This is a genomic window from Algoriphagus sp., from assembly GCF_024305035.1.
Classification (GTDB): Bacteria; Bacteroidota; Bacteroidia; order Cytophagales; family Cyclobacteriaceae; genus Algoriphagus.
Genome location: NZ_JAMWZB010000007.1, coordinates 114,249 through 127,808, shown reverse-complemented (window position 1 = coordinate 127,808; position 13,560 = coordinate 114,249). Strand labels below are relative to the sequence as shown.

Sequence of the window (13,560 nt, the reverse complement as noted above, 5' to 3'; positions counted from 1 at the left end):
CCGTAGATACTTTTTGGTCAATTCATCATTTTCAAGTTCTACCAATTTCTAAAATTTAACCCAACTCAAACTATTTCTTGATACCAGGTAAATCAATCAAACTCTAGGTTTCACCCCTTCCTAGAAACCACCTCGACCACTTCCACAGGAAGAGCCTTATTTTTCATTTTAATTTCGCCGATGGATTTGAATTCGAACTGTTCCTCTAGTGATTTGGCATTTTTCTCCAAAATTAACACCTGCCCGGGTATGGCTGCGGCCTGAAGTCGGGCTGCGACATTAACCACATCTCCGATGACAGTATAGTCCAGTCGCTTCAGAGATCGGGAACCGATATTTCCAGAGACCATTTCGCCATAGTTGATTCCCACAGAGACCTGTGGCCTGAAATGGGTAGAGCTGGAAAACTCTGGGAGCGCATTCATTTTGTCCCGGATGGCAATACTGGCCCGTATCGCCCGTTCGAAGTGATTCTCCCCAAAAAACACTGCCATAATTGCATCTCCGATAAACTTATCAATGCTGCCTTTTTCTTCGATGATTTCCTTGACCATGAGATCAAAGTATTCGTTGAGCAATCCGACCACGACATTGGGTTCCTCATGCTCGGAGATTTTGGTGAAAGCCACTAAATCCACAAAGGCCACGGTAGCCTCAACGTTTTCATTTTCCATCAGTCCTGTGTCGATTTCCCGGTTTCCCATAAAATTGAGCACGGTTTCATCGACATACATTTTCAGGATATTATTTTCCCGCATCGCCCGGAGGTTGGATTTGATCTGCTCAATGTGAGTGATGGTTTTTTCCAGGGTAATCTCCAAATCACGAAAATCCACTGGTTTGGTGATAAAATCAAAAGCCCCGAGATTCATCGCCGTGCGGATATTTTCCATATCTCCATAGGCTGAAATGATCACGGTTTTGAGTAAGGAATTTTTTTCTTTGACCTTGGAAAGTAAGGTCAATCCGTCCATTTCGGGCATATTAATATCACTAAGGATGATATCTATATCGGGATTTGCCTCAAGAACCTCTAGTGCCTGTCTACCATTGAGTGCAAAACGAAAGTCAAAAATTTCATCTCGAACTTGTTTCCGGAATTTCTGTTTGATCAGAATTTCCAAATCTGCCTCATCATCTACTACTAGAATCTTGACCATGTTTAATTAGCTTTTATGGTGATCAATTAATTTACCGATTTCCTTTTTCAGGGAAATGAAATCGATGGGTTTGGTGAAAAATTCCTTTGCCCCAGAATTCATAGCTTTTTTGAAGTTTTCCTGATCCCCATAAGCCGAAATCATACTGACTTGAATGTGCGGAAAGCGCTCTTTGATTTTATCCAAAAGCTCAAGACCCGTCATGCCAGGCATATTGATATCGGAGAAAACATAAACCACTTTGGGTGGATTGTCGGCACTCAAAATCTTCAGGGCTTCATCTCCTGAAAAAGCAAAGGCGAGCTCTAAATCACCTGCTCTAACTTCTTTTCTGAATTTTTGGCGGAAAAGGTCCTCGACATCCCGCTCATCATCTACAATTAAAATTTTCATAGTTTAAACTTGAGGTATGGTGATAATAAATTTGGTAAAAAGACCCGGCTTGCTGCTCACGCTGAGCTTTCCTCCATGTCCTTTGGTAATGATTTCATAGCTCATCGATAGCCCCAGTCCTGTACCTTTCCCGGTGGGTTTGGTGGTAAAGAAGGGCTGGAAAATTTTCGATTGGATTTCTGCCGGAATACCAGGCCCATTGTCTTCAATCGATATTTCTACACTGTTTTTTAGTGCTTTAGTTTCCACAGTTACCTTGGGGATAAAGGAATCAGCGAGCGGGTCATTGGCTTCTTTGAGTTGATGTTTCTTTTCGGCGGCGGCATAAAAGCCATTGTTGATCAGGTTGAGCAAAACTCTGCCAATATCCTGGTGAATCACAGGGATTTTTGGCAAGTTGGGGTCGGCTTGAAGTTTAAAGTCCGCGGTAAAACTTTTGTCTTTGGCCCGCAGACCGTGGTAAGAAAGCCGCAAGTATTCGTCGGCCAGTTGGTTGAGGTCGGTTTCGACCTTTTCTCCGGTATTGGTCCGGCTGTGCTGCAGCATGCCTTTGACGATGGATTCGGCCCGTTTGCCGTGATGGCTGATTTTTTCCAAGTTACTGGATACATCTACAGCAAGCTCCAGAGCCTCAGCGGTATTTCCTTTTTCCAGTTCCTCTTTCAATTCGGCTAGGAGTTCATTGCTTACCTCGGAGAAATTGTTGACAAAATTGAGTGGGTTTTGGATTTCATGGGCAATCCCGGCAGTCAGTTCCCCGAGAGAGGCCATTTTCTCAGCATGAACCAGCTGATCTTGGGTGGCCTTCAAATCGTGAAGTGCTTTTTCCAAGTTGTTTTTCTGAGCCGTGAGTTCTGCTGTCCGTTCGATGACCTGTTTTTCAAGTTGTTCTTTGATCGATTCGGTTAGTTTATATTTCTCCTCCCGCTGTAGGGCCTTCAATTTTTCGGCTTCGAGGGCTCTGCGTTGTTTGGAGTTATTGAACCACATGACGATGGCCCAGGCAAAGGCAAAAAACTCAGAAACTTCGATGTAATTTTCCCATTGATCATAAAAAGTCGGGCTTAACTTGTAGATGACATCACTAATCACGCTAATGACCATAATGGGAAGCCAAGCGTAAATCATCCCTTTACGGTGATGAAGCTCTGGATTTTTTATCACCAAATAAACAATCAATCCACCCAGCAGAATGGAGGCAAAGAAGGCGATCGTTTCAAGAAAAGTAATTTGGGAATAGTTCAAAAATAGAATGACTGCAGCGGCGATCATCCCACTGGTAAAGAGTCGATTCCAATCTTGCGATACAGTAATCAAGCCCATGGGCCGTTTGAGGTAATAGAGTAAGATTAAAGAAATGATGCTTAATTCCATAATGCTAGGTTTATTTCAGATGGATATGCACCGCTTATTCGGGTTGCGTAGGTAAATATATGGTAAATGCCGTCCCGGAAGGTTCTTGGGTATTACTTTTTACCCGAAGGTCTCCTCCGTAAGACTTGACGATGTCGTAACTCAGCGAAAGCCCCAGGCCCGTACCTTGTCCAGTGGGTTTGGTCGTAAAAAAGGGCTGGAAAATCTTCCCAACAATCGTTTCGGGAATTCCGGTGCCATTGTCTTCAATGGTGACTTCTAACCCCCCGATCACTTTCTTGGTTTTCAAAAGTACAAGTGGTTTGTAGTCTGTTTGCTCGGCATGATGCGCTTTTTGATTGACCGCGTAAAAGGCATTGTTGAGCATATTAAGCAAAATCCTCCCAATTTCCTGTGGGATCACATTAAGTTTTGGGATTTCGGGGTCAAGCTCAGTTTTAAAATCAGAGTTGAAATCCTTTTCCTTGGCTCTAATCCCATGAAAGCTCAGATGCAAACATTCCTCGGCGAGCGCATTGATATCTGTAGGCTCTTTTTCACCCGCACTCGTACGGCTATGCTGAAGCATGGCTTTGACTATGCCATCCGCTCTGAGGCTGTGCTGGGAGATTCTTCCCAGGTTTTCCCGGATATCTTTGGCGATAAAAGTAACCTCCTCATAATCTCCTTTTTGGATTTCCTCTTCCATTTCTTCCATCAATTCCTGACTCACTTCAGCGAAGTTTTTGACAAAATTGAGCGGGTTTTGGATTTCGTGGGCGATTCCGGCAGTAAGCTCCCCGAGAGAAGCCATTTTTTCTGCCTGAATCAATTGAGATTGAGTGGACTTCAAGTTTTCATGGGTGGAGGCCAATTCCTGATAAGCCTTTTCAATTTCTTTGGCATGCTGGAGTTCACGTTCTTTAGCTTTTTCCCTTTCGGCTTTCAAGACCCGATTCCTCAGGTAAATATTGATGGGATAAATCAGCGAAAGCGCCAGTAATCCATAGATGCCATAAGCCCACCAGCTTCGATACCATGGGGGCAAAACAGAGAATTCGAAACTGATCGGTTCAGTCCATTCGCCGGCATTGGATTCGGAGGTTCCCGAATAGCGCGACTTGACCAAAAAAGTATAGTCTCCCTCCTGAATATTACCAAAGGTAGCACTTGTCCGCTGCAGCACCGGGCTCCACTCGAGGTCGTATCCTTCCAAAATGTATTGATACTCGATCAAAAAGGGGCGAGCCATTTCATTGGAGCCGTACTCGATATTGAGGTGATTGTGGCGATAGGGGAGCTTGAGTTTTTGAGGTACGGGGAAGAAACCATCCACCGATTCAAAGGAAATCCCCTGGAAGCGCTCCCGGAGATTTTGTCGCTCCAAGGGGCTAAGTTTTCGGCCTAGGGTGATGAGTTCGTCGCTTGCTTGGGTGAAAACATCCGCAAAAGCTTTTTCCCCAAAACTACTGCTGTCCTCTCCTGCGAGCGTATGCCAGGGAATAACTTCCTCATTGATCCGGATTTGCTTAATCATCAGATCTTGCTGAGGTTTTACCGGAATGTAGTGGGCATAGTCAAAGCGGACTAAACCGGTTTTCGAACTACCTGTTCCTGCCCAAAGCACTCCTTTGGAATCGAGAAACATTCCGTTCTGGCCATCGGTGAGGTCTTTGACAGGATAGCCATTGTCGGCATTAAAATTTTCGATTTCTGCTAAACTGATTTCGTGATCACTCTTGGCTTCTGGTTTAAAGACTGTGATTCCAAGATTCGAACCCAAAGCAATTTTTCCGTCAGGAAGTGGGACGATTTGTTGAATGAGATTATTGGAGAGGCCTTCTTGGGTGGTAAAGTTTTGGAATTTTAGGATTCCTGACTGATTCTGGGACAGGTCCAAAACCTGGGATTGAGAGAGAAAACTTACCCCATGAGCCGTTCCTATCCATAGGTTGCCTTCCAAATCCCCCGAAATTCGAATAATTCCGTTATCAACTATTCCCTGAGAGGTGGTTATCCGCTGAAATTTCTCTCCGTCAAAGCGAGTGATTCCCCCATCCACAGCTCCAATCCAAATCGCCCCGGTCTGATCTTCATAAAGGCTTAAAATCACATCTCCGGTTAAGGCTTCTTCAGAACTGAAGTAATCCAGCTGACCATCATGAAGGTAGTGAAGTCCAGTGTCCGTGCCTATCCAGATGCCTCCCTTTCGATCTTGAAGTAAGGCGTAAATTTCATTGGATACCAAGCCGTTTTCCTGACTAATTTGGGAGAATTTTTTCCCGTCAAAAATACTGATACCATTTCCTCCTGTCCCAAACCATAATCGGTCTTGATCGTCCTCCATCATACAAAAAACAATATCTCCAGCCAATCCGTGGGCGGTATTGATGGTGGTAAAAGACTCTCCGTCAAAACGACTGACTCCAAAGCCACTGGTACCAAACCACAGGTCTCCGTTTTGGTCCTCTTCGATACTTAAAATGATATTTCCAGCGAGTCCTTGGTTGTTGGTGAAATTGGTAAAATGAGTCCCGTCCAAACGACTGACTCCTCCACCATCCGTTAAAAACCATAAATTCTGGCCTTTGTCCAAAACCGATCCCATCACATTATTTCCAGCTAAGCCCTGATCGGTGGTATAGCTGGTAAATTTCCCCCCTTCAAACTTGCTGGCACCTCGTTCGGTAGCAAACCACAGGTTTCCGTCCCGATCTTCAATAGCAGATCGAACTACCAGGCTGGCCAAACCATCCTCCAAACCATAATTGGTGAAAGTTTCCCCATCAAAATGGCTCACTCCTCCGCCGATTGTCGAAATCCACAAGTCGCCCCTGCGGTCCTCATAGATATTTCGCACCCGATCCGAACTCAAGCCATCTTTGGTGGTAAACGTTTTGAATTTTCCATCGACCATCTGAGTCAAGCCTCCACCGTAGGTAGCAAACCAAAGGTTGCCTTCAGCGTCTTCAAGAATATGGACGACGAGGTATTCGTTGAGACCTTGGTCTGCTCCGACAACCTCAAATTCCTTCCCATCAAACCGAACCGCTCCCACGGCACTGGTTCCAAACCACATGTTTCCCTGGCTATCTTGTGAGATCGCAAAAATGACTCCGTCACCAATTTCTTCTGCAGAATAATTGGTGAAGACTTTTCCGTCAAATTTGCTGATACCACCCACTGTGCCAAACCAGATATTCCCATCTCGATCTTCAAAAATGCTTCTGACACTGTTTTCAACCAAGCCCTGTGCATCCGAAAAGGTCGTGAAACTCAGCCCGTCAAATCGACTGGCTCCCCCACCATTGGTGCCAAACCAAAGATGACCCCGGGAATCCAACAATGCGCAATTGATCGCGTCTAAGGCTAGGCCTTCCTCGGAGGTGTATTTTTTAAACTGAGAAATCCCTCCTTGACCGAGAATGAAGGAATTACCGGATGGGTCTCGGACGATTTCACCTTGATCGTCTTGGAGTCGAGCAAGCGAAACTCGCTGAGGTGCACTGCTGCCAGTTGGTAAGCTGTTTGTCTGCGGTGTTGGAAAATCAGTCATCCGAACCGTGGACAGTTCCAGGTTTTTAACTAAAATGGTTTCGGGCTCGATTGAATCGGGCGCTCTAAGAGTTGACTCAACAACAGGAGCTTCTTTTTGGCAACTGACCAAAATAAGCAGAAGAAAAAGTGATAGGACATTGAAATAATTATTCATGTGCACGAGCTGGTAATTCAATTTTAAAAATGGTTCTTTGGTCTAGTATACTCGAAACGGTGAGTTTCCCGCCATGAGATTTGATAATGTCATGGGAAATGGAGAGACCCAGTCCCGTGCCTTCCGTCCCTTTTTTAGTGGTGAAAAAAGGCTGAAGGATTTTATCCAAAATGGGTTTGGGTATCCCCGGACCATTATCTTCTACTTCGAAGTTAAGTCTATTTTTAGTATTCAAAGTCCTGATTTTCAGTTTTGCTTGAAAATTCTTGGGATTTTCCTTGAGTTTTTGCCTCATCGCGTCAAAAGCATTATTGCAGAGGTTTAGGATGACCCGGGAAAAGTCCTCAGCATTGATCAGGAGCGTGTTGATGTTGGGATCCAGATCAAGGTCGATGCTGACATTGATGGGGTCTTTTCCAGCCCGCATACCGTGGAAAGATAGATTGACATATTCCTTGATTAAGGCATTGAAATCGGTCAGCTCCATTTTGCCTCCGCCTTCTCGACTATGTTTGAGCATGGATTTGACAATGCTATCTGCACGACTGCCATGATCGTGGATTTTCTTAAGATTGACCTGAATATCTTTTAGCAAGGCCACATTATCTTCGGTTCTGCCCGAATGAAGATTTTCTTGAAGTTCTTCTACCAATTCCGAGTTCACCTCAGAAAAATTAAGGATGAAGTTGAGTGGGTTTTTAATTTCATGGGCAATTCCGGCGGTCAGTTGGCCCAGGGAGGCGAGTTTTTCCTGCTGAATCAATTGCTCTTGCGTATTCATCAGCGCCTCGTTTTTCTCTTGGATATTTTTAAATGCACGGGATTTGCCCAACTCATAGACCAGAAGGATAATAAAAATAGTGATATTGGTGCCCAAGATGGAGGAGAAGTAAAACAGCTCCTTTTTCTCCACATTATACTGGGGTACAGGTGTTCCTTGAGTGCTTTCCAAAAGGAAAAGTCCTAAACTCAACAAAGCAGAAATCACCATCCAAAATAGCGCGGCTCGCTTTCCCAAAATAAGCATTGCAATAGCAGGTAAGAGGAAAAATGCTGCTGCCGCAGGAGAGACCAAGCCGCCTTGAAGCCAAGCTTGAATCGGAAAGCTAATCGCAAACTGGCTCAAGAAAAGTATTGCCGAGATGGGTTTGGATAGCCCCGCTCGATAGGCCAATAAAATCAGGAGATTGACCAAACCGTTAATGAGCAAAAGGTAGCCATTCAGATCGGCGTCAATGTCCAAGGCTAAGTTTATCCCGAGAAAATTGGATAGGGCAGAAATGAGCAATACGGCCACGAAAATCCGCTCGGATCGCAGCTCATCACCCGTTTCTAACTTGGGCGCAGGGATAAAAAACGCTGTTATTTTTCTAAACATAATTAGGTTTTACTTTGCACTCCAAATAAGGTTCCGTGTCTTTTCCATAATGCATAAATGAAGGTACTGTCCAGCAGCAAGCAGGAAATCCCGAGAAACTGAACGAAGTGATTTTCTGGATAAAAGAAAAACATGGAAACGGTAATCAGCCCTGTTCCCAGCGTCCTTGCCCAAGCTAAAACCATGGAAAATTGGTGAGTATCCTTGGTTTGCATCAGCAAAAAGACACACTGGAGTGAAAGGATCACATTGATGATGTATCCGGAATTGGCACCGATCAGGGTATCATAGCCTTCATTTCGGTAGAAGTAGCTGAAGAAAATCCAGAAGATAAAATTGATGATGCAGAAGAGCGCAAAGTGTTTTTTGGTCTCTGCATTCATGGGTTGTTTGGTGCCGTATCGAAGGACGGAATAGAAAATAAAACAGTCCAGCAAAAAAGCGGCTTGATAGCTCAGCGCAAAGAGTAATCCCGTATTGGGATGGTATATCCAGCTCCAGACAAATTCCCAGCCGATATTGGCTCCCGCTACATAGGCAGGCATTTCGACAAACTTCTTTTTTCGGATTTCTAAAACCAAAATCACATAAGCTACCACCCAAAACAGGCAACCCACCCCGTTGAAAATCAGACCCGGAAGCGAATAGTCCTCAAAATTGATCAAAGTTTGGTTCATGAGCGTGCTTTTTTAGCTCCCCAGTCTTGGGTCAGGGACCTCGGAAGGTAGAAATTGATCATGTTGGCATCGGTCATTTTGCTGATCATCCACTGGGATAGCAAGCGGGTGAAGAACTGCAAAACCATGGCGAAGACGAGACTTTTGTCCAGAAACTCTCCGATTTTGGCAATCCGGCGAATGCGTTTTTCGATTTTCAGCTGATGCGAAGGATCAGATTCGGGGACGGCCAGAAGATCTGAGATTTCCTTTCCCATCATCAGGCGCAAGATGGCACTATTGGTTTTTGGGCTAAAAAAGGGATGCGATTTGAGATTGATCCATTCGACCAATGCTTGGGTTAAAGCCTTTCCGGAATCGCTTTCGGCGATTTGCTGATCCAGGATCCTGTGGCCGAGTTTCAAGGCATCTTTGGCATTGGCGGGAATCATATCCTCATCGAGACCCACGATGTGTCCGATCACACGCCAGCAATGCATATAGGCTTCGAGTTCGACTGGCTCTAGCTCGATTCCCAACTGATCCATTCCCTCCAAAATCAAGGCAGAAAAAGACATGAGTGTCCCCGCCATATCTTCCTGATTGATCGGTTCGCCGTATTTTTCGGCATCCCATCCTTTGTTTTTGAGGTAGTGTCTAATGACGGCGTGAATCAAACGAACTTTCTTTGTGGCGACCATGCCACGGCCTTTTTTGGAAAGTCCTCCGGGAAGCATGGCAAAAATCACAAATTGTGCGGTTTCAGCGATTCTGCGGCTGAAAGTATCCATAGACCCATGGTGCTCGTTAAGACGGGCCGTTTTGTGCAGGACTTCCGCTCCGTGTGCGCAGGCATAGCATTCGGGGAGGGATTTATAGGAAAGTAAAAGTGAAACCCAAAATCCATGACGAAGGTAAACCTGCTGTCCCAAAGCCATTAAATCTTGATCCGCCCAATCAGGAAGTTTGCTACTTTGCTCAAAATATACTTTGAGTTCGTCGGGAGCATTGCTGTCCAGTCGATCTCGGTCCCGGGTGATGTGTTCGAAAAGGTGGTTGATTTCCCCCTCCTCTTTTTTTTGCATGATCAGTGCGACCGTTTGATCGGCTAGGGGGTCGGTATGTTTTCGCTTTTCCAGTAAAAATGAATCAGACCATTCTTGGGTAAACTCTCGATCAAAGGATGTTAATTTTTGCCTTGCTTTTTTTCTCCAACGCCAATTTTTGAATATAAAAATCAAAGAAGCAACAGCAAATACAATCAAAAGTCCCCACAAAATCCAGGCGATAGGAGTCATAGTATTTGGGTTAAAAATTGGTGGCTTTAGTCATACTAGGTTTGATTGATGGGTCGCTGAAGTTCAACGTCTATCGGAAAGAAACCTGTTGGTTTAGGTGAAATTTCTCACTAGCTGATAGGTCTGTTGCATTCTTGACAAAATTCAATTATTATGATTTGAAAAATACAAAACTATCTGTAAAAAGAAGTCGATAATCATTTATTTGTGAGCTGATCAGAAAAAATATTATTCAAATTCAGTCCTGATATTTCAATAGGTAGTCTTTGTGGATCAATTCTGAGTTTTTCCCAAAAAAATACAATAGATTACCCCTGGGTTTTATTCAAAAAAAAGCATCATTGATTATGAAAAAAGTTTACTCCTATTTTCTGCTTTGCCTGTTTTTCATGGCAGTAAATCGTATAAGTTCCTTTGCCCAATCCAGTCCCGGTTATTTTATGCATCCGGACGTTCATGAGGGTACGGTGGTGTTTGTGGCCGAAGGGGATATATGGATGGCCTCCGTCGAGGGCGGAATGGCTACTCGGCTCACCACCCATCCCGGAGATGAGTCACATCCCAAAATCTCGCCCGATGGAAAATGGGTGGCTTATGCAGCAAGCTATGAAGGACCTACCGAAGTTTATTTGATGCCGATCACCGGTGGCCTGCCTCGCAGATTGACTTATGAGCCGATGACTTCCGTTCCCACGGCTTGGCGTTCGATTAGTGAGCTGGCTTATGTGACCAATCAGTATTCCACCTTGCCGCGACTTCGTACTGTAGTTTTTGATATTAATTCAGGAGAAAGGTCCTTTTTGCCACTGGAAATGGCCGCTGAGGGGAGCTTCGATGAGGATGGAGAAACGTACTTTTTTGTTCGCCCAACCTATCATGGCAACGTCACTAAGCGCTATAAGGGCGGTACGGCCCGGCAACTCTGGAAATATAGCGATGGTGCTGAGGAAGCCGTAAAATTGACACAAAACTACGATGGGGAAGATCATCATCCCATCTTCCAAGATGGTCAGGTTTATTTCATTTCTTCCCGAGATGGAATCCAAAATGTCTGGTCGATGAGTACAGATGGATCGAATATTCAGCAGCACACCCAAGAAGAATCTTACGATGTAAGGGAGTATTCCCTTTCAGGAAATACGCTGGTCTATCGATCCGGTGCAGACTTGTATCGCATGGATTTGGGCGAGGGGCAAAAGGAGAAAATTACCATCAATTTGGTTTCGGATTTTGATCAGTTGCGCGAAAATTGGGTGGATAATCCCGCGAGCTACATCACCAATATATCGGTAGCCAATGATGGGGAGAAGGTTGCGTTGACCGCTCGTGGTCGGGTGTTTGTGTTTCCTGCCAAGGATGGAAGAATGGTCCGTCTCAGTCGTAAAGACGGCGTGCGCTATCGGGATGCGGTTTTTTCTACCGACTCGAAGGATATTTTGACTTTTTCGGATGAAAGTGGAGAATTTGAGATTCATCAGTATTCCGGTTTGGGCTTGGATCAAGGAAAGCAATTGACCGAAAATGGAGAAACGTTGCGCTTTGGCTTGACTCCTTCGCCGGATGGAAAATGGCTGGCTTGGTATAATCTGAACAATGAGCTCTGGGTCCGAAATATGGACTCGGGCAAAGCAGTCAAGGTTTCCGAAACGGACGAAGATCTCCACGGAAGTATGGCTTGGTCCCCCGACAGTCAATGGTTGGCCTATGGACAGGCCGCTTCGAATACCTTTACCCAACTCTTTGTATTTAATCCATCCATCGAAAAACGCGTCACGCTGACTTCTGATCGCACCAATAGCCTCAGTCCGCAGTGGAGTGCGGATGGGAAGTGGATTTATTTCCTTTCCGACCGGAATTTCGAGACTAAAGTCGGCAGTCCCTGGGGACAGCGTCAGCCGGAGCCTTTCTGGGAAAAACAGATGAAAATCTACCATATTCCCTTGCAAAAGGGTTTGATTTCTCCCTTTACTCCGAAAAATGAATTGGAGTCTGAAGATGAAAAAAGTGAAGAAGAAGTCACAGTTAGCATTGAAGAGGATGGATTGATGGAGCGTGTGCAGGAAGTGCCTGTGCCTGCGGGGAATTACAAAAACTTAATCGTGACCGAAAAGGCCTTGTATTATCATCGAGTAGGTCCGGGTCCGGGTGTATACTACGGAGGAGGTGCTTCCAATGAGGATGAGCCTGCGCTGATGATGACTCCGATTTCGGAGAAAGCGGAGCAAAAGGTATTTGCAGATAAAATCAACAGCTATGCCGTGTCTGCAAACAACAAATATGCCCTGCTTCGACAGGGTTCCAATCATTTCCTGGTGGAATTAGGCACTTCGCCAGTTTCGGATTTATCCAAAAATAAACTGGATTTGAGTGGCTGGAAATTCAGCATAGACCCGAGAGAGGACTGGAAGCAGATCTATACGGATGCTTGGCGCATGGAGCGGGATTATTTCTACGATGCAGGCATGCATGGGGTGGACTGGGATGCCATGTACGAAAAATACCTTCCGCTTGTGGGCAGGGTGACGACTCGAAATGAGCTTTCGGATGTAATCGGAGAATTGATCGGCGAACTTTCCGTTTTGCATACCTCCGTACGAGGAGGAGATACCCGGGATGGGGAGGATAACATTCAGTTTGGGATGCTGGGAGGGCTTTTTTCCAAAACTGATAAAGGGTACAAAATCGACTACATTTTCCAAAGTGATCCGGATTACCCGGATGAAAAATCTCCTTTGTCACATCCAGCTTTAGACTTACAGGAAGGAGATGTGATCACGCATATAGACGGGACTTCCGTTTTGGACGTAGCGGATATGCAGGTATTGCTTCGGGATAAGGCTAGAAAGCAGGTTCGAATAGCGGTAGCTGGTAAAGGTGATCATATCATCTACCCGATGACTGTGGGTCAGGAAAACAATTTGCGCTACAATGACTGGGAATACACCCGCCGGTTGGAAGCAGAGGAACAATCCAACGGAGACATCGGCTATGTGCATCTCAGAGCGATGACGGCCGGAGATATCGGGCAGTGGTACAGGGATTTTTACCCGCAGTTTAAGAAAAAAGGGCTGATCATCGACGTGCGGCATAATCGGGGCGGAAATATCGATAGTTTCATTCTGGAGAAGTTGATGCGGGAAGCCTTTTTCTACTGGAAAAGCCGTACGGGAGAACCCTATTGGAACATGAATTATGCTTTCCGTGGCCATTTGGTCTTGTTGGTGGATGAGTTTACCGCTTCGGATGGAGAGGCTTTTGCCGAAGGCTTCCGCCGATTGGGTATGGGCAAAGCCATCGGTGCGAGAACTTGGGGTGGCGAAGTGTGGCTTTCCGGAGCCAATACGCTTTCGGATAATGGGATTGCTAGGGCTCCGATGAATGGGGTTTATGGTGAGACTGAAAATGGTGCCGAATGGCTGATTGAGGGAGTGGGATTTATCCCGGATATCGAGGTAATCAATTTGCCGAAGGCAACATTTGATGGAAAAGATGCCCAACTGGATGCGGCGATCGAGCATTTGAAAGAATTGATCCGAAAAGACCCAAGACCTGTACCTGCACCGCCGGCTTATCCGGATTTGAGTTTTAAGAATGGGAAGGATTGAGAATT

Annotated in this window: 8 protein-coding genes; 1 reads left to right on the top strand and 7 read right to left on the bottom strand. The window is 45.4% G+C overall.

Annotated features, from left to right (window positions below; genetic code table 11):
* Positions 1–110: 110 nt before the first annotated feature.
* From Q0L00_RS05560 to Q0L00_RS05530, 7 genes are read right to left on the bottom strand one after another with little or no spacing between them, the layout of a single operon-like run.
* Positions 111–1,160: an adenylate/guanylate cyclase domain-containing protein gene (locus Q0L00_RS05560; protein WP_297335876.1), complete on the bottom strand. Its 1,050-nt coding sequence runs from the start codon at positions 1,158–1,160 to the stop codon at positions 111–113.
* Between the two features lie 6 nt (positions 1,161–1,166).
* Positions 1,167–1,553, bottom strand: coding sequence for a response regulator (locus Q0L00_RS05555; RefSeq protein ID WP_297335875.1), 387 nt, complete (start codon positions 1,551–1,553; stop codon positions 1,167–1,169).
* A gap of 3 nt (positions 1,554–1,556) precedes the next feature.
* Positions 1,557–2,927, bottom strand: a complete 1,371-nt coding sequence (locus tag Q0L00_RS05550; protein WP_297335874.1) for an ATP-binding protein — start codon at positions 2,925–2,927, stop codon at positions 1,557–1,559.
* A gap of 34 nt (positions 2,928–2,961) precedes the next feature.
* Positions 2,962–6,618, bottom strand: coding sequence for a two-component regulator propeller domain-containing protein (locus tag Q0L00_RS05545; protein WP_297335873.1), 3,657 nt, complete (start codon positions 6,616–6,618; stop codon positions 2,962–2,964).
* Positions 6,611–7,996 (bottom strand): ATP-binding protein, encoded by a 1,386-nt coding sequence (locus Q0L00_RS05540; protein ID WP_297335872.1) that lies wholly within the window; start codon positions 7,994–7,996, stop codon positions 6,611–6,613. The genes Q0L00_RS05545 and Q0L00_RS05540 overlap by 8 nt, the downstream gene beginning before the upstream one ends.
* Before the next feature lie 2 nt (positions 7,997–7,998).
* Positions 7,999–8,673, bottom strand: a complete 675-nt coding sequence (locus tag Q0L00_RS05535) for a hypothetical protein (protein WP_297335871.1) — start codon at positions 8,671–8,673, stop codon at positions 7,999–8,001.
* Entirely contained in the window at positions 8,670–9,950 is a 1,281-nt protein-coding gene (locus tag Q0L00_RS05530) for an oxygenase MpaB family protein (protein WP_297335870.1), read from the bottom strand. Before Q0L00_RS05530 ends, Q0L00_RS05535 begins: the two co-directional genes overlap by 4 nt.
* 347 nt (positions 9,951–10,297) lie before the next feature.
* On the opposite strand from Q0L00_RS05530, the gene Q0L00_RS05525 reads away from it, so the two are divergent.
* Positions 10,298–13,555 carry a S41 family peptidase gene (locus Q0L00_RS05525; RefSeq protein WP_297335869.1) on the top strand — a complete coding sequence of 1,086 codons (3,258 nt, stop codon included), beginning with the start codon at positions 10,298–10,300 and terminating at the stop codon, positions 13,553–13,555.
* Positions 13,556–13,560 lie beyond the last annotated feature (5 nt).